Consider the following 18,322-nt stretch of genomic DNA (forward strand, 5'->3'; position numbering starts at 1 on the left):
CCGGAGCGCTGCGATCGTGGCCCGGCTGTGTCCGCTCCGGTGGGCGCGGCGGTGTGGGCATGCCCGGGCAGGGTGCTGCAGGTCTGGCCCGGGGGACCTGCCCGTGCCGGCGTGGCCATCCCTGCACGGCTGCGCCAGGGTGTGCGGCAGCGGGGTCCTCTGGTCCGGACCGGGTAGGAGGCGACCATGGAGCAGCCGACGTGCCGCGCCGCCGGCGTCGGGGCGCGAACCCGGTGCGGGACATGACGCCGGGCGAGGTGACCATCCCTGCGCCGGGAGGGCCGCTTCCCGCTCACGTCGCCGTCCCCCCGGGAGCGGGGCCCTGGCCGGGCGTGGTGGTGCTGCACGACATGGCCGGGATGAGCCGGGACCTGCGCAGTCAGGCCGACTGGCTGGCCGGCGCCGGCTACCTCGCCGTCGCGCCGGATCTCTTCCGTGGCAACCGGCGGGCGACCTGCATCTTCAGGATGATGCGGGAGACCTGGCGTCGGCAGGGCCCGACCTTCTCCGACATCGAGGCGGTGGGCCGCTGGCTGGCGGACCGCCCTGACTGCACCGGCCGGATCGGCGTGATCGGCTTCTGCCTGGGCGGCGGCTTCGCCCTCCTCCTGGCGGCCGAGCACCGGTTCGACGCGGCGAGCGTGAACTACGGCCCGGTCTCGACGAAGGTGTACAGCGAGGAGACGTTCACCGGCGCGTGTCCCGTCGTGGGCAGCTACGGCGCCAAGGACCCGGGGAACCGCGGGGTCGGCGAACGGCTCGAACGCATCCTGACGGCGGTCGGTGTCGAGCACGACGTCACGACCTATCCGGACGCAGGGCACTCGTTCATGAACGACCACGACTCCGCGGACCTGCCGGCGCTGTTGGCCGTGCTCACCCGCCTGACCGGCAATCCGTACCACGAGCCCTCCGCGCACGACGCCCGCGGCCGCATCCTCGGCTTCTTCGACCACCACCTGCGGCAGCGGTGACACCCCGGGCCACCGTTCACCGAGCGCGGCGCTGCCGATCGTGCGCCATCAGCTCGACCGGCTGACGCCGCGAGGCGTGGTGGAGAGTCACCGATCTCTCACGCGTCGTCCAGGCGAGCGACCGTCGCCGCGAGGCAGACTCTCGGGAGCACGCCGGCCCGTGCGGGTCCGCTGACGGGCCGGTCGAGGACCGGGACGAGAGAACACGGAGGTCGTTGCCGGGATGACGGATGCGTTCCCGGCCGACCTCCTGCCCCAGGGGCTGACCCCCGAGGTGCTCCTGCTCGTCCTGCTGGCTGCGCTCGCGGCCGGGTGGATCGACGCCGTCGTCGGTGGCGGCGGTCTCCTGCAACTGCCCGCGTTGCTGCTCGTCCCCGGGATGAGCCCGGTCCAGGCCCTGGCGACGAACAAGCTGGCCTCGATCTTCGGCACCACGACCAGCGCCGTCACCTACTACCGCCGCGTCCATCCCGATCTCCGGACCGCCCTGCCGATGGCCGCGGTGGCCCTGGTGTGCAGCTTCGCCGGGGCATCCGTCGCCGCCGCCCTGCCGGCCAGCGTGTTCAAACCGATCATCGTCATCGCGCTCATCGCCATCGCCACGTTCACGCTGCTGCGGCCGTCGCTCGGCGAGGTGACCGCGCTGCGCCACGGGGGGCGGCGTCACCACGGCGTCGCCGGAGCGGTGGGCGCCGGCATCGGCTTCTACGACGGCATCCTCGGCCCGGGAACCGGGTCGTTCCTCGTGTTCGCCATGGTGTCGCTGCTGGGCTACGACTTCCTCAACGCCAGCGCCAAGGCCAAGATCGTCAACGTCGCCACCAACGCGGGAGCCCTGATCTTCTTCGTCCCCTACGGCGCGGTCTTCTGGGGTCTCGGGCTCGTCCTGGGCGCCGCCAACATGCTGGGCGGCTACCTGGGCTCCCGGACGGCGACCGCCCGGGGCAGCCGCTTCATCCGGATCGTCTTCCTCGTCGTGGTCACCGCGCTGATCGGGCGGGTCGGCTCGGACGTCTGGACGGAGAACCTCCGCCCACTCCTGGGTTGATGCGCGGCAGGCAGAGGTGGACCCGGAGAACGGCGACGGTTCCGCGGTCGATGACCGCGGAACCTTCGAGAAGCCCCCTGATGTGCTCCGAGGGGGGCAGGGCGTTGGCTCCGTCCGCGACGACGGGCACACTGCCGGTGTGATCGGTGGCGGCGAGGCGACGACCCAGCCCGACACCGATCCCGCTGCCGCACACCCCGAGCGACGCGACGGGGGCGACGACGGCCCGTCGGAGCAGGGCGCGCCGCTGCTGATCCCCGGCGAGACCTGCTGGCGGATCGAGCGGGCCACTCGCTTCGCGATCTTCGTCGACGCGGCCGGCTACTTCGCCACTCTCAAGCGCGCCGTGCTGCGCGCCGAGCGGCGGGTGCTGTTCATCGGCTGGGACTTCGACCCCCGGATCCGGCTCGACCCGCTGGACGGCTGCCGGCCGAAGGACGACCGGCTCGGCACGGTGCTCGAGCGGGCGGTGGAGCAGAACCCACGGCTGGAGATCGGCGTCCTCCAGTGGGACCTCGGGATGCTGCGCGCGCTCGGCCGGGGGCTGAAGCCCATCGTGCTGCTCGACCGGCGCACTCCCGACCGCCTCACCTTCGCCGTCGACACCCACCATCCGGTCGGCGGTGCGCACCACCAGAAGATCGTGATCATCGACGACTGCCTGGCCTTCGCCGGCGGCATCGACGTCACCGCCGACCGCTGGGACACCTCCGACCACGCCGACGGCAACCCGCACCGACGTCGTCCGGCAGCCGGACGCGCCGGGGGTCGGCTGACCGGGCCGTGGCACGACGCGACCAGCATGATGACCGGGCCCGCTGCTCGTGCCGTCGCCGAGCTCGCTCGCGAGCGGTGGGTGAGCGGCACGGGGGAGCGGCTCGAGCCGCTCCCCGAGGAGCGGGAGTGCTGGCCCGAGGACGTGGAGCCGCTGCTCACCGACGTCGACGTCGCGATCTCCCGCACCCGCCCCGAGCACGCTGGCGCGCCCCTCGTGCACGAGGTCGAGCTGCTGTGGCTGGCCACGATCGCCGCGGCCCGCCGCTCGATCTACGTGGAGAGCCAGTACTTCGCCTCCCGCCGGATCGCCGAGGCGATCGCCGAACGGCTGCGCGAGCCCGACGGCCCCGACGTCGTCGTGCTCAACCCGTGGACCGCCGACGGCTGGCTGTCCGAGAAGGCGATGGGCACCGCGCGCGCCCGGGTGCTGGAGATCGTCCGCGAGGCCGACGTGCACGACCGGTTCCGGCTCTACACGCCGGTGACGGAGCAGCGCGAGCACATCTACGTGCACGCCAAGTTGACCGTGGTCGACGACCGCCTGCTGCGTCTGGGTTCGAGCAACCTGAACAACCGCTCGATGGGCCTGGACACCGAGTGCGACCTGGCGATCGAGGCGGTCGAGGGGCGGCCGGGGGCCGACCGGCTCGCCGCGACGATCGTCGGCTTCCGCGACGGGCTGCTCGCCGAGCACCTCGGCTGCACGCCGGACGACGTCGCCGCCGCGATCGCCGACACCGGCTCGCTCGTGCAGGGCATCGAGCGGCTGCGCCGGCCGACCGGCCGCTCACTGGTGCCGTTCGAGCCGCCCGAGCTGGACCCGGTCGACCGGGCGCTCGCCGAGTCCGAGGTGATGGACGCCGAGAAGACGCCGAACCGGTGGCGCCGGGTCGAGCGGTTCTTCGCCCGCCGCCGGCGGCCGCGGAACCGCGTGCGTTCCTGACACCGCACCCGTCGCCGTCGCGCCTCCGTGTTGCCGGTCCGTTCGGGGGCGTGGCTTCCGCTCTCGTCGGGACGTCGGTCAGGGGCGCAGCGGCGCCTTGATCGCGCGGCGCTCGTCCATCGCACGGTAGCCCTCGGCGGCCTGCTCGAGCGGGAGCTCGAAATCGAAGACCTTCCCGGGGTCGATCTCGCGCCGCCAGATGCGGTCGATCAGGTCGGGCAGGAACCGGCGGACCGGGGCGGGACCGCCGTGGAAGGCGGCTGCCCCCAGGGGAGCCGGCATCGACGACGGAAGCCCGAGAAGCGCCGTGTCCGAGGCGCGACACGCTACGTGCGCGCACGGTGGCGGCCGTGCCCGGCGGGACCGGACGTCGCGGCCCGCCTGCTCACCGCGGCGTGGCCTCCGGGGGCATCGGCTGGGCAGGGACCGGGGGCAGCGGCGGCAGTACCGGCGGGGTGGTGAGCTCCTGGTAGGCGGTGGTGTGGGCGCGCAGCGCGGTGACCGCATCCGCGACGTCGCTGGTCAGCCGGCCGGCCGCCGGCACCGCCCGCTCGGCCTGCAGCACCGCGTCGCAGACGTCGGCGAGCATGTCGAGGTAGGCCCGTGCCTCTGTCTCCAGGTCTGCCTGGTCGGTCGGGCTCGGAGCCAGCGCCCGTTGCCGCAGGCGCTGCTCGAGCCGGCCGCCCTCGGCCTCCAGCGTCGACAGCAGACTCGGCACGTCGCCGAGGTGCGCGCCGGCGGCCCGGGCGGTGGCCACCTGGCGACGCAGGTGGCCCCGAGCGCGGGCGATCTCCAGCTGGAGCTCCGCGGCGGTACGCCGCTGCCCCGGCGGAAGCCGGCGCGCAGCGACGGCGGTGGCGCCCCGCACGCCGAGCTCCCGGCCGCGCGCGGTGAGCTCGCGGCCACGGGCCATCACCGGACTGCGCTGGACCCTCCGGAGGACCAGCCACCCGGCGACCGCGGCGATCACCAGGAGCACCAGCAGCACGCCGCCGAGGACGGCGATCACCGAGGGGTCCAGCGAGAACAGCCACGACAGCTCGTCGTCAGCCCGCACGTCCAGGGCGTCGGCGGGGCCGGTCGGCAGCGGGGTGGTCATGGGTCTCCTCGTCCTGGGCGGCGGGCCGTCCTCCGGGGGAACGATCCCACGCCGTCCGCCGGTTCCCGGGACGTCACCCGACCGCGGCCGGGGACTCCCGACGAGGCCCCGCACGACGAGCGCACCTCCGGCGTGGCCGCGTCGAGCAGCGTCCCGGGTCGTCGGCCCGGGACCGGTGAGCACCGTGCCGGCGGGCGCCATCAGGAACAGGAGGATCCCGCCGGCCCAGGAGCCGTGGGGGTTCGACACGGTGTCCGAGGGGGATGCGATGTCGCGGGACACCTACGGCCGTGGTCCTGCCTGGCGAGTATCCCGACCCCCGGTCCTGCCGTCTGTGCCAGCGGAGTCGGCAACGGGCGTCGCCGGGTGAAGTCGTCACCTGCCCCACCCGACCTCGCCCGCATACGCCGGACGCGGGTACGGCTGGCGGCGGGGTCCGTAGCCTCGGTCGCGCGCGGTGGAGCTTTCGATCAGGATCGTCGCGGGTCCGGTCGGTGTCCGATGACGCCGCCGCGATGGAGCCGACGGGAGAGGTGAGTCTCGGGATGGCGATCAGCGAGGTCGACCTGCGGGGGCGGTGGTCCGACGGGCAGCCGTGCCACGGGCTGTGGAGCCTGCTCCCCGGTGTGGTGACCGGCGAGGTGCTGGCGCGGACGGGAGTCGACTACGTCGTCGTCGACCTGCAGCACGGCGCCACGGCCGAGGCCGAGATGCCGGGCGTCGCGGCGGCGATCTCCGCGGCGGGGGCGGTGCCGCTCGTCCGGACCCGTAGCCCGGCCTTCGCCGACGTCGGCCGCCCGCTCGACCTGGGTGCCCGCGGCGTCATCGTGCCCAACGTGCGCGACGCCGACCACGCCCGGGAGGTCATCGCCGCGAGCCGGTACGCGCCGGTCGGCGGGCGGTCGATCGGACGGCTCTCCGGCGGGGCCGACCAGCCCCTGGTGATCGTGATGGTGGAGGCCTCGACCGCCCTCGACGATCTCGACTCCGTCCTCGCCGTCGACGGACTGGACGGCGTGTACGTCGGCCCGGGAGACCTGTCCCTGTCCTTGGGGCTGACCGGCGACGAGCACCGGGACGAGCTGCGCGACGTGCTGTCCTCGATCATCGCCCGGGCCGGCGCAGCGGGCGTGCCCGTCGGTGTCCACGCCTACAGCGGTGAACAGGCCGCCGAATACGCCGCCGAGGGCGCGACGATCGTCACGGTTGCCGTCGACGCCGCCTCCCTGCGCGAGGCCGTGGCACACCACCTCGGCGTCGCCCGCGGACGCCCTGGGCCGGACCAGCGGTGACCGGCGGCTCGCCACGGATGTGGTCCGTGGACTGACCGACCGGGTCGAGGCGGCGGTGGCGCATGAGCTGGCCGACGTCGGTTGGGGGGTACACCCGACTGCGCCGAGGCAATCCGCGATCGGTGCGGAGTTCTTCGACGAGCTCGCGGTCATGGTCGACACGTTCGGCCGCTGGACCTGGGAAAGGCCGCCCCGGGCCAGCGGGGTGGCCGATCGCGCGAGTCAGGTGCGCGAGCGCTTCCGGTCGTCCGGCACGTGCAGCATCGTCGAGCCTCTGGAGGAGCTCGTCGCCCTCGGTCTCCTGGACCGTTCCGACGACCGCGGAGGAGTCCGTCGATGACCACCCTTACCGTTGCGCCCGACTCGCCGTTCGGGCTGCACAACCTGCCCTACGGCGTCTACTCGACGCCCGGCTCTCCGCCCCGCGTCGCGACCCGGCTGGGCGACAGCGTGATCGACCTGGCCCGCCTGCTGCACGACGAGGTGTTCGCGCAGCCGACGCTGAATCCGTTCATGGCCCAGGGGTACGACCGCTGGGGGGCGGTGCGCCGCCAGATCCCCGAGCTCGTGACCGGCGACGTCCCGGACGATGCGGTGCACGCTCTCGGCGACGTCACCCTGCACCTGCCGATCGAGGTCGCCGACTACGTCGACTTCTACGCGTCCGAACACCACGCCGCCAACCTGGGGCGGCTGTTCCGACCCGACAACCCAGACCCGTTGACGCCGAACTGGAAGCACCTGCCGGTGGGCTACCACGGGCGCGCGAGCTCGATCGTCGTCTCGGGCACCGACATCGTGCGGCCCTGCGGCCAGCGCAAGGGGAAGGACGATCCGGCTCCGGTGTTCGGGCCCTCCACGCGACTGGACATCGAGGCCGAGCTCGGCTTCGTCGTCGGCACGGGGTCGGCCATGGGCGAGTCCATCCCGGTCGAGGAGGCCGAGCGGCATCTGTTCGGAGTGGTCGTGTTCAACGACTGGTCGGCGCGGGACATCCAGGCATGGGAGTACGTGCCCCTCGGCCCCAACCTCGGGAAGTCGTTCGCCTCGACGATCTCGCCCTGGGTCGTGCCGATGCTCGCGCTGGAGGACGCCAGAGTGCCGACGCCCGCCCAGGATCCGCAGCCACTCCCGTACCTGTCGATGCAGCCGCCGTGGGGGCTGGACGTGGAGCTGTCGGTGCGATGGAACGGGCAGGAGGTCAGCCGGCCGCCCTACCGGGAGGTGTACTGGTCCCCGGCGCAGATGCTGGCGCACCTGACCGTCAACGGTGCCCCGTCACGGACCGGGGACGTCTTCGCCTCCGGCACCATCTCCGGCCCGGCCAAGGAGACCCGGGGCGCATTCATCGAGCTGACCTGGGGCGGGGCTGAACCGGTGACCGTTGGGGGCGAGCAGCGGACCTTCCTCGAGGACGGCGACGAGATCGTCATCACCGCCTCGGCACCGGGCCCCGACGGCACGCGGCTCGGCTTCGGCGAGGCCCGGGGGCGGATCCTGCCCGCCAGGTCGACACCGGCCCACCGTGCGGACGACACGGGCGGAACGGGTTGACTCGATCCGCGTCCAGCGCCTGACGGGCCGCTGCCGGCCAGCGGCCCGGACGCGGCGCCGCTGACCTGAACTCGGCTGTCGACGGCATGCTCCGCACGAGTCCCGGGACTGCAGCACGAGCTTGCCAGCTGCGGCCAGGGTCGGGCGACGGTGCCTGCGTGCCACGCCTCCCGCCAGAATTCGGACGGGTGCGCCCGTCCGGGCGCATCCGCCGCGGGCGGCGAGAACCAATGAGCCCGTTCAGTGCCGACTCCGGTTGACGGTGGCAGGCGTTCCCAGGAGGCTGCGCGAGTGCCCGGCGTCGGGGCACCCGGCGCGGCGAGTGGCCGTCTGCTCCAGCCCCGAGGGCCCACGGTGAGGCGCGCCGCGCCCGGGGAGGACACCATGACCGCTACGCAGGAACGTTCGACGAGGACCGGGGACAAGCTGCTGGGCAAGGTGGCTTTCGTGACGGGCGGCACCCGCGGAATCGGTGCCGCCATCTGCCGGAGCCTGGCCAAGCAAGGCGCCGACATCGCGGCGGGGTACAGCGGCAACCAGGAACGGGCGGAGATGTTCGCCCAGGACTTCGCCGGCGCCTACCCCGAGAGCCACATGAGCGTGCACCGGGGGGACATCGCGAACCCCGACGACTGCCGCCGGACCGTCGCCGAGGTCATCGAGCAGCACGGCCGGCTGGACATCCTCGTCAACAACGCCGGCATCACCGCGGACCGGACCGTGCTCAAGATGACCGACGACGACTGGCGACGGGTCATCGACGTCAATCTCTCCGGAGCCTTCTACCTCTCGCAGGCCGCGCTGAAGCACATGCTCGAGCGGGGCAGCGGGCGCATCGTGATGATCTCCTCGGTGATCGGCGAGATGGGCGGCATCGGGCAGTCGAACTACTCCTCGGCCAAGGCCGGACTGCTCGGGCTGACCAAGACGCTGGCCCGGGAGGCCGCGCACCACGTGCAGCGCGCCGGCCACACCGACGGGATCGGGGTGACCGTCAACGCCGTCACCCCGGGCTACACCGCGACCGAGATGCTCGACAGCGTGCCCGAGAAGGTCCTGGACGGGCTGCGGACGAAGATCCCGATCGGGCGGCTCGGTGAGCCGGACGAAGTCGCCCGCGTCGTCCACTTCCTGGCCGCGGACGCGTCCGCTTACATCACGGGACAGGTGTGGGGGGTCAACGGCGGCCTTGACATGTAGCGGAGACATGGAGCGGGAACGCGACCGTCGGCGTGGAGTGATCACGCGGGAGAGGTGCACAGGTGTTCAGCCGTATCGCCGTCGTCAACCGGGGTGAGCCTGCGGTCCGGCTCATCCGTGCCGTGCGGGAACTCGATGCGGAGCACGGGACCGCGACGCGGGTCATCGCACTGCACACCGAGGCCGAGCGCCGGGCCACGTTCGTGCGCGCCGCCGACGAGGCCGTCCTGCTCCGGGAGACCGGGGCGGGCAACCCCTACCTCGACCACGCCGAGCTGGCCCGCGCACTGCGCACGAGCCGCGCCGATGCCGCCTGGGTCGGTTGGGGGTTCGTCGCGGAGGACCCGGCATTCGCCGAGCTGTGCGCCGAGCTCGGCGTGGTGTTCGTCGGCCCGCCGCCGGAGGCCATGCGGCTGCTGGGCGCCAAGATCGAGGCGAAGGTGCTCGCCGAGCAGACCGGTGTGCCGGTGGCGGCGTGGAGCGGCGGCCCCGTGGACGGCGTCGAGGACGGGCGCCGCCACGCGGACGCGATCGGCTATCCGCTCATCGTCAAGTCCAGGAGCGGCGGCGGCGGGCGGGGCATCCGGATCGTCCGGTCGGCTGCCGAGCTCGAGGAGGCGCTCACCCGCACGCAGATAGAGGCGGAACGCACCTTCGGCGACCCCGTCGTCTTCATGGAACGCCTGGTCGAGGGTGGCCGGCACGTCGAGGTGCAGGTCATCGCCGACCAGCACGGGACGGTGTGGGCCCCCGGCGTCCGCGACTGCTCGGTGCAGCGGCGCAACCAGAAGGTCCTGGAGGAGTCCAGCTCGCCGGCCCTGACTCCCGAGCAGGACATGTCGCTGCGCGGCTCGGCGATCGCCCTGGTGAAGGCCGCCGGCTACGTCGGAGCCGGCACCGTCGAGTTCCTGTACCAGCCCGACGAGAAGCTGTTCACCTTCCTCGAGGTCAACACCCGGCTGCAGGTCGAGCATCCCGTGACCGAGGAGACCACCGGCCTCGACATCGTGAAGCTGCAGTTGCACGTCGCCGAGGGCGGCCGCCTGGTCGGCGACCCGCCGGCACAGTCGGGCCATGCCGTCGAGGCGCGGCTCAACGCCGAGGACGCCGAGCAGGGATTCGCCCCCGCACCCGGCCGGGTGGAGCTGATGCGCCTGCCCACCGGCCCGGGCGTGCGCGTGGACACCGGCATGGGCGTCGGCGACGTCATCCCGCCGCAGTACGACTCGATGATCGCCAAGGTCATCGCGTGGGGCCGGGACCGCCCCGAAGCCCTGGCTCGCCTGCGCGTCGCGCTCCGTGAGACGACCGTGGTGCTGCGCGGGGGGACGACGACCAAGTCCTTCCTGCTCGATCTGCTCGACCGGCCGGAGGTCGTGGGAGGGACGGCGGACACCGGCTGGCTGGACCGCACCGGGATCGGCGGTACGGCCGATGCCACGCCGTCGGCGTTCGTGGCCCTGGCCCAGGTGGCGATCGACGCCTCCGATGCCGAGGAGCTGCGCGAGCGGGCGGCGTTCCTCGCCTCGGCGCGGGGCGGGCGCCCGCGGTCACGGCACGAGGTGGAGCGGACGCTGGAGCTCGGGTACCGCGGCCAGGTCTACCGCCTCACCGTCGGGAAGGTCAGCCAGGACCGGTACCGCGTGGAGCTCGGCGGCCGGTACGCGGACGTGGACGTGGACCGGCTCGGCCCGCTCGAGAGCCGCCTGACCATCGGGGACCAGAGGTTCTCGGTCGTGGCCGTCGAGGCGCCCGGCTCGCACCTGGTCGAGGTCGACGGCGTCTCGCACCGCGTCACGCGGGACGCCGGGGGAGTGGTGCGGGCCCCGGCCCCGTCGGTGGTGGTCGCGCTGCGCGTGCGGCCAGGGCAGGACGTCGAGGCGGGCCAGACGGTCGCCGTCCTCGAGAGCATGAAGATGGAGACGGCGGTGCAGGCCCCGTTCGCCGGCCGGGTACGCGACCTGCTCGCCGCAGCCAACTCCCAGGTGGACGCGGGCGCACCGCTGCTCACCCTCGAGCGGGCCGGCGACGACGCCGAGGAGGCCTCGGGCGAGCGCGTCGTCTTCCCCGGGAACGGAGCACCGGGACGCAGCCATCGCGACCGGGCGCTGTCCCTGCTCGCGGCGCTGCAGGCCCTGATCACCGGCTACGACGTCAGTGCCCGGTACGCCCAGCAGCTGGTCGCCGAGTACGGCAGCGCCCGCGACGAGCTCCCCGTGGACGACGCCGAGCTGCTGGACGGCGAGCTCGCCGTCCTCACCACCTTCGCCGACCTCTCGGAGCTGTCCCGGAACCGGCCGGCCAGCGAGGAGGAGGAGGCCGACGCGCAGGTCCACAGCCCGCGCGAGCACTTCCACGCCTACCTGCACTCGCTCGACGTCGAGCGCGAGGCGCTCCCGGAGAGCTTCCGGAGCCGGCTGTCCCGGGCGCTGCTGCACTACGGAGTGGCAGACCTCGAGCCGAGCCCGAGGCTGGAGGAAGCGGTCGAGCGGATCTTCCTGGCTCAGCAGCGGGTGGCCGACCAGCTGCCCGCCGTGCTGGCGCTGCTGGACCGCTGGCTGACGGCGGGGGAACCGCCGAGCGGCCCGGCGCGGGCGCAGGTGGGGGAGGTGCTCGACCGGCTCGTCGTCGCGACGCAGCTGCGCTACCCCTCGGTGGGCGACCTCGCCCGCGCCGTCCGGTACCGCTACTTCGAGGAGCCCGTGGTCCTGCAGGCCCGGCAGCAGGTCCTCGACGAGGCGCAACGGCTGCTCGACGAACTCGACGCCGGCGCGCGGGACGGGGACCGCGACAGCATGAAGCGGATCGAGGCACTCGTCGCGAGCCCCGAGCCGCTGATCCGGCTGCTCGCGCAGCGCTTCGAGCGGGACACCGCCGAGCCCGATCCCGTCCTGGAGGTCCTCACCCGCCGCTACTACCGCAGCCGCGACCTGCAGGGCGTCCGAGCCTTCCTGCTCGACGGCCACTCCGCCGTCTCCGCCGGCTACGAGCTCAACGGGACGCAGTTCCAGCTGCTTTCGCTGATGGTCCGGGCGGCAGGTCTGCCGTCGGCCCTCGCGTCCATTGCGGAACGGATCGCGGACGTCGCCGACCCGTCGCACCTGCTCGTGGACCTCTACCTGTCCTGGCCGGACCGGCCGGCCGACGCCGACACGATGGCGGCGGAGCTGCAGGGCGTGATCGCCGGCGTCGCCGTGCTCAGGAGGGTCCGGCGCGTGACGGTGACCGTCTCGACGCCGGACGGCGAGGTCGAGACCGTGACCTTCCGGCCCTCGCCGGACGGGGCGGACGCCGGGGAACTCGTGGAGGACCGGATCATCCGGGGTCTGCACCCGCTGACGGGGCAGCGGCTCGCCCTGTGGCGGCTGAAGAACTTCGACGGCGAGCGCGTGCCTTCGGCCGAGGACACCTACGTCTTCCACGTCACGGCGAAGGAGAACCCGAACGACGAGCGGTTCATCGCCATGGCCGCGGTACGCGACCTGACACCCCTCCGGGACGGGACCGGCGAGATCGTCGGGTTCCCGACCGTGGAACGTCAGCTGACCGCCTGCCTCGACAGCCTGCGCAGGGCGCAGTCCCGACGACGGTCGCGCCGGCCGCTCGAGCACAACCGGGTGTTCCTCTACGCCTGGCCGTCGATCGAGGTGCCGTTGTCCGAGGTGGCCGCCTTCGCCCGCACGGCGGCGCCGCTGACGGTGGGGGCCGGCCTCGAGCAGATCGTGCTGCTGGCCCGGCTGCAGGAGGAGGGCGAGGCGCCCCGAGAGGTGGCGTTGCGGTTCTCCTACCGGCCGGGGACCGGCGTGCAGATGCAGCTGACCGACCGGCCGACCGAGCCCATGCGTCCGCTCGACGACTACACCGAGAAGGAGCTGAGCTCCCGTGCCCGGGGGGCGGTCTACCCGTACGAGCTCAGCACCCTGCTGGCCGGCCCCGGAGGCTCGTTCGTCGAGCACGACCTGGACGGCGACGGCCGGCTCGTCCCCGTGGAGCGGCCGGCCGGGCAGAACCGGGCGGGGATCGTCGTCGGCGTGGTGAGCACGCCCACGAAGCGCTACCCCGAGGGCATGACCCGGGTAGCCCTCTTCGGCGACCCGACCAAGCAGTTGGGCACCGTCGCGGAGCCCGAGTGCGCCCGGGTGAACGCCGCGCTCGACCTGGCGGAGGAGCGGGGCATCCCCGTCGAGTGGTTCGCGCTGTCCTCCGGCGCGCGCATCTCGATGGACAGCGGCACGGAGAACATGGACTGGGTCGCCCGGGCACTGCGCCGGATCATCGAGTTCACACAGCGCGGCGGCGAGATCAACGTCGTCGTCGCGGGGATCAACGTCGGGGCCCAGCCGTACTGGAACGCCGAGGCCACGATGCTCATGCACACCAAGGGCATCCTCGTCATGACCCCCGACAGCGCGATGGTGCTCACCGGGAAGCACTCGCTCGACTACTCCGGAGGCGTCTCGGCCGAGGACAACTTCGGCATCGGTGGCTACGACCGCGTCATGGGCCCCAACGGTCAGGCGCAGTACTGGGCGCCCAATCTGACCGCCGCGGGCGAGCTGCTGATGCGGCACTACGACCACGCCTACGTCGCGCCGGGTGAGCGCTGGCCGCGGGCGGCCGGCACGGACGACCCCGTCGACCGGGACGTGCGCTCCTTCCCGCACCGGCATCCGGCCAGCGAGTTCACCACCGTGGGCGACATCTTCTCCGCCGCCACCAACGCGGAGCGCAAGAAGCCGTTCGACATCCGCACGGTCATGCGCGCGGTCACCGACCAGGACCACCCGGTGCTCGAGCGGTGGACCGGCATGGCCGACGCCGACACCGTCGTGGTGTACGACGCGCACCTCGGCGGGTATCCGGTCTCCGTCCTGGGCGTCGAGTCGCGGCCGATGCCGCGACGCGGCAGCTTTCCCGCGGACGGTCCCGATCAGTGGACGTCGGGAACCCTGTTCCCGCACTCGTCGAGGAAGACCGCCCGCGCGATCAACGCGGCCAGCGGCAACCGGCCGCTCGTCGTGCTGGCCAACCTCTCCGGCTTCGACGGGTCACCGGAGTCGCTGCGCAAGCTGCAACTCGAGTACGGCGCCGAGATCGGCCGCGCCATCACGAACTTCGACGGCCCGATCGTCTTCTGCGTCGTCTCCCGCTACCACGGCGGGGCCTTCGTCGTCTTCTCCGGCGTCCTCAACGACAACATGGAGGTGCTGGCCGTCGAGGGCTCGTACGCGTCGGTGATCGGCGGGGCTCCCGCGGCCGCCGTGGTGTTCACGCGCGAGGTCGACAAGCGGACGGGTGCCGATCCGCGCGTCCGCGAGGTGGAAGCCGCGATGAACAGCGCCGAGGGCGTCGAGCAGGCACATCTGCGGGTCGAGCTCGCCACCCTGAGAGCCGCCGTCCGCTCGGAGAAGCTCGGCGAGGTGGCCGCGGGCTTCGAGGCGGTCCACGACATCGAACGGGCCCGCCGTGTCGGGTCGGTGCACGACATCATCCCGGCCGCCGAGCTCCGCCCGCGTCTCATCGCCGCCGTCGAGCGGGGGATGGAGCGAGCCGTCCTGCCCTGACCCAGAAAAGAGGCCCGTCGATGAACGCCTTCGTCCTCAACCGGCACGGCCGCATGGTTTTTCCCTCGAACATCATGCCCGAGCTGGACTTCTCCACGATGGAGACGCTGGAGCAGCTCGACAGCGTCATCCGCCGGGACTTCGAGACCAAGGCGCCGAGCGGCACCGAGATCCTCGAGAGGGTCCGGACCGGCGCCTACGAGACCCGCTACGACCTGATGCGGGACCTCGCGCTGAACCTCTTCTGGGCCAACCGCTTCTCCATCACGATGTACGACAAGCGGCCGACCCGCTGGGCCGACGTCCCCCGGAACCGCACGGACGTGTTCCTCCCCGTCCTGCAGCCGTGGGAGGACGGGGAGGCGAAAGTCACCGGCGTTGAGGAGGCATTCCCGGGGCTGCCGGCCCGATGGAACGAGGGCTGCGAGGACCGCATCTTCGACATCCTGTTCGACGTCTTCGCCAACCGCCGGCACCACGCGACCACGTTGCCGGCGGTCAAGCCCACGGTCGCGGAGTTCCTCGAGCAGCCGGGCAACCTCACGTTCCGGCTGCCGCGCTACGACCCGGACTTCCCGGTCTACGACTACACCGACATCCTCGACGTGTCCGAGGACGTCCCCGAGCTCGAGGCGCTGCACCGCTGGGCCATGGTGCTGCACAACCAGTACCCGTGGGAGCGGTCGAAGGTGGAGCTGGCCGAGGCCGGCGACCTCCGGGACGACGACTACGTGGTCGCCTTCCACCCGCGGGACAAAGAGGTGCGGGCCTTCCTGCGCCGGCTTCGCGCCGGCGCCGAGCCACAGCACGTCGCCGGGCCCCGAGAGTCGCGCCCGCCGGTCCGGCCGTATCCGGAACTCGACGTGCGGCGACGCTTCTCGGTGCAGCCGCGGATCGAGGCGCTGGCGGCGGTGCACGGCGACCAGGTGTGCAGCAACGACGACCTGATCCGCAACACGGCCTACAACTGGTCGCCGATGAGCGCCGACGAGATCGCATCCAAGACCGGCATCGAGCAGCGCGAGTACAGCTCGCTCCCGCTGGAGGAGCTCGCCCTGCGGGCCGCCGAGTCGGCGCTGGACAAGGCGGGGCGGCAGCCGGAGGAGATCGGCGGCGTCCTGGTCTGCACCTGCACCAGTTCTCGGCTCATCCCGTCGCTGGCCACCTACCTCTGCGGGCAGCTCGGGATGCACCAGGTCTACGCCGCCTACGACATCATCGCCGCCTGCGCGGGCATGCCCTACGGCGTCGCGGACGCCGTCCGGATGCTGCAGGAGGTGGAGCGGCCGGTCCTGGTCGTCTGTGTCGAGAAGTTCTCCGACAAGATCGGCAACATCCGGACCTCCCGGATGATCTTCGGGGACGGCGCGGCGGCGCTGGTCGTCGGCCCGGCTGCGGACGGGACCGACGGCGACATCGAGTTCATGAAGACCTACGCCAGCGGCCCGGCCAGCGAGGTGAACTCGATCCTCTGGCCCAATCCGGAGTTCGACAACAACATCACGGTGTTCGGCCCACAGGTGAAGGCACTGGCGGGGCGCTACCTCGCGCAGATGATCGACGAGCTCGGGAAGCTGCCCGCACCGGAGGGACGGGACGGGTCGCTGATGGACGCGATCGACCTGATCGTGCCGCACCAGGCCAACAAGACGATGGTCATCCAACTGGCCGAGCGGGCGGGGCTGACCGCCGACCAGCTCTACTTCAACATCGAGAGGGTCGGCAACACGTCGTCGGCGAGCATCCCGCTGGCCATCCACGACGCGGTGCGCGACGGCGTGATCACCGAACCCCTGCGGGTCTTCGCGCCGGGGTTCGGTGCGGGCGCCGTGGCCGGGTACGCGGTGATGCGGGTGGACCCGGCGGTGGTCGCGGTCCAGCGTCCCGGCGAGCAGGGGACCGGAGCCGCCCAGCCGGACATGCCCGCGCAGCCCGAGCGCGCCCCGGCGTCCGAGGAGATGCAGACGGCGTTCGGCTGAGAAAGCCCCTCCGTCCCCACCCCACCCCTCGTCCCTCGGGGTGGGGCCCTGGGAGGGGGCCGGGCTCAGCTCGAGCGGCGCTCCACGACGTACGTGCCGGGCGCCGGCTCCAGCGCCGGGTGAGCCGAGCTGCCGACATCCGTGGGCCGCTCGACCTCGTCACCCGAGCGCTCGTTCATCCACTCCGCCCAGGGCTCCCACCAGCTCCCGGTGTGCTTCGTCGCGGCTGCCCGCCAGGCCTGCGGGTCCGGGCCGGGCTCGCCTCCCGTCCAGTAGCTGGCCCTGGGGTTACCCGGCGGGTTGACCAGGCTCTGGATGTGTCCGCTGGAGCTCAGCACGAACGTCGTCGGGCCGGAGAGCAGCTGCGTCGTCCGGTAGCAGCCGTCCCACGGCGTCAGGTGGTCGGTGAGCGCACCGGTGACGAACGTGGGCACGGTGATCCGGCTCAGGTGGACGGGCGTGCCGAGCACGCGCATCGCTCCCGGGTGGACCAGGGCGTTCTTCCCGAAGATCTCCAGGAACTGCTCGTGCAGCCGAGCGGGCAGATTCGTGCCGTCCGCGTTCCACGCGAGGATGTCGAAGGCGGGCGGGTCCTCACCCATGAGCCATTCGCTGACCAGGTAGTTGAAGATCAGGTCGTCGGGCCGCATCCAGGTGAACACCGAGCCCATCTGCCGCGCGGTGATGACCCCGCCCCGCCGCGAGTTCCGCCGCGCCAGGTCGAGCAGGCGCGGGGCGGAGAACGCGCCCAGCGGTGCCCGGCTGGAGAAGTCGAGCAGGGTGACGGCATAGCCCGCGGCGTGCACCCGGTCGTCGCCGGTGGCGGCGAGGTGGTTGAGCGCCGTCGTCATCAGCTGGCCGCCGGCGCAGAACCCGAGCGTGGTGACGTCGGGGGAGCCGGTGATCTCTCGCGCGACGTCGATCGCGGTCAGGACGCCGCCGGAGTAGGTGTCCAGGTCCCAGTCCGCCTCCTGCTTCGTCGGGTTCCGCCAGCTGATCATGAAGACCTGGAGGCCCTGGCTCACCGCGTACTCGACGAAGCTCCGTCCCGGGCTCAGGTCCAGGAAGTAGAAGCGTCCGATGGGCGGCGGCACGATGACCAGCGGTCGATGCCGCACGCGCGCCGTCGACGGTGCGTACTGGATGACCTCGAGAACCTCGTCACGGTGGACCACGGCTCCCGGGCTGACCCCGAGATCCTTGCCCACGGTGAAGGCGCTGCGGTCGACCTGGGTCGGCATCCCGCCGTTGTGCCGGAGGTCGTGGAGCAGGTGGCCGAGGCCTCGGACGAGGCTGCGCCCGCCGGTGTCGAAGGCGCGCTTCAGCGCCGCGGGGTTGCCGAGCAGGGTGTTCGTGGGGGCCAGGGCGCTGATGTACGCGTTGAGGACGAAGCGGGCCTGCTCCACCTCCCGCCAGTCCGGGCCGCTGGCCTCGTAGTCGTCGACGAGGCGAGTCAGAGATCCGGACAGCGCCACGTACGACTGGGCGAGGCGCCGGTAGCCCGGATTCTGCGACCAGGCGGGGTCGGCGAACCGCTTGTCCTTCGGCGAGGGGGCGATCTCGTCGGTGCCGCGGAGGATGCGCACGGAGTCACGCCCGAGCCGGACCGCCTCCCGTGCCAGGGGTCTGGGCCGGGCGAAGGTCGCGAACAGTCCGCGGACGACACCTCGGGGCGTGGGCAGGGCGACCGGTTCGCCACCCTCCACCGACGCGATGGCCTCGGACTCGCTCCGCGGCGCCGGACCCTCGGATCCACGGATCCTGCGCTCCGGCGAGGTCGAACTCGGCACTGTGGTGGTCGACACGGAAGCCCCCTTCGTGACCCGGATCACGCCAGAGCCCGACGGTAGACGCCACGCACGGTCCCGTGCGTTCTTCGGGTCCTCGTCCGT

The 18,322-nt window shown here is 72.5% G+C and carries 12 protein-coding genes; 9 read left to right on the forward strand and 3 right to left on the reverse strand.

Annotated features, from left to right (window positions below; genetic code table 11):
* Positions 1–200: 200 nt before the first annotated feature.
* From FHU33_RS11305 to FHU33_RS11315, 3 genes are all read left to right on the forward strand, one after another.
* A complete protein-coding gene (locus FHU33_RS11305) occupies positions 201–974 on the forward strand; it encodes a dienelactone hydrolase family protein (RefSeq protein WP_211355080.1) in 774 nt (257 codons plus the stop codon).
* A 223-nt stretch (positions 975–1,197) separates the two neighbouring features.
* Complete coding sequence (locus FHU33_RS11310) at positions 1,198–2,022, forward strand: sulfite exporter TauE/SafE family protein (protein WP_142025456.1); 825 nt, start codon at positions 1,198–1,200, stop codon at positions 2,020–2,022.
* Positions 2,023–2,161: 139 nt separating this feature from the next.
* On the forward strand, positions 2,162–3,742 hold the full coding sequence (locus tag FHU33_RS11315) for a phospholipase D-like domain-containing protein (protein WP_246063518.1): 1,581 nt from the start codon (positions 2,162–2,164) through the stop codon (positions 3,740–3,742).
* Positions 3,743–3,820: 78 nt separating this feature from the next.
* On the opposite strand, the gene FHU33_RS11320 is transcribed toward FHU33_RS11315, so the two are convergent.
* Positions 3,821–4,024, reverse strand: coding sequence for a hypothetical protein (locus FHU33_RS11320; RefSeq protein WP_246063520.1), 204 nt, complete (start codon positions 4,022–4,024; stop codon positions 3,821–3,823).
* Positions 4,025–4,127: 103 nt separating this feature from the next.
* On the reverse strand, positions 4,128–4,841 hold the full coding sequence (locus tag FHU33_RS11325; protein ID WP_142025457.1) for a hypothetical protein: 714 nt from the start codon (positions 4,839–4,841) through the stop codon (positions 4,128–4,130).
* Positions 4,842–5,335: 494 nt separating this feature from the next.
* Here FHU33_RS11325 and FHU33_RS11330 point away from each other — a divergent pair, with 494 nt between their 5' ends.
* From FHU33_RS11330 to FHU33_RS11355, 6 genes are all read left to right on the forward strand, one after another.
* The gene (locus FHU33_RS11330) at positions 5,336–6,133 is read left to right on the forward strand and encodes an HpcH/HpaI aldolase family protein (RefSeq protein ID WP_246063521.1); all 798 of its coding nucleotides are present in this window, start codon (positions 5,336–5,338) and stop codon (positions 6,131–6,133) included.
* A gap of 55 nt (positions 6,134–6,188) precedes the next feature.
* A complete protein-coding gene (locus tag FHU33_RS11335; protein ID WP_142025458.1) occupies positions 6,189–6,473 on the forward strand; it encodes a hypothetical protein in 285 nt (94 codons plus the stop codon).
* Entirely contained in the window at positions 6,470–7,687 is a 1,218-nt protein-coding gene (gene fahA / locus FHU33_RS11340) for a fumarylacetoacetase (protein ID WP_142025459.1), read from the forward strand. Before FHU33_RS11335 ends, fahA begins: the two co-directional genes overlap by 4 nt.
* A gap of 384 nt (positions 7,688–8,071) precedes the next feature.
* Complete coding sequence (locus tag FHU33_RS11345; RefSeq protein ID WP_142025460.1) at positions 8,072–8,887, forward strand: beta-ketoacyl-ACP reductase; 816 nt, start codon at positions 8,072–8,074, stop codon at positions 8,885–8,887.
* Between the two features lie 62 nt (positions 8,888–8,949).
* On the forward strand, positions 8,950–14,451 hold the full coding sequence (locus FHU33_RS11350; RefSeq protein ID WP_142025461.1) for an ATP-binding protein: 5,502 nt from the start codon (positions 8,950–8,952) through the stop codon (positions 14,449–14,451).
* Between the two features lie 20 nt (positions 14,452–14,471).
* Positions 14,472–16,430 carry a 3-oxoacyl-ACP synthase III family protein gene (locus FHU33_RS11355; RefSeq protein WP_246063523.1) on the forward strand — a complete coding sequence of 653 codons (1,959 nt, stop codon included), beginning with the start codon at positions 14,472–14,474 and terminating at the stop codon, positions 16,428–16,430.
* A gap of 65 nt (positions 16,431–16,495) precedes the next feature.
* Here FHU33_RS11355 and FHU33_RS11360 read toward each other — a convergent pair whose 3' ends face one another.
* Complete coding sequence (locus tag FHU33_RS11360) at positions 16,496–18,235, reverse strand: PHA/PHB synthase family protein (RefSeq protein WP_211355082.1); 1,740 nt, start codon at positions 18,233–18,235, stop codon at positions 16,496–16,498.
* Positions 18,236–18,322 lie beyond the last annotated feature (87 nt).

It is taken from the genome of Blastococcus colisei, assembly GCF_006717095.1.
Lineage (GTDB): Bacteria > Actinomycetota > Actinomycetes > Mycobacteriales > Geodermatophilaceae > Blastococcus_B > Blastococcus_B colisei.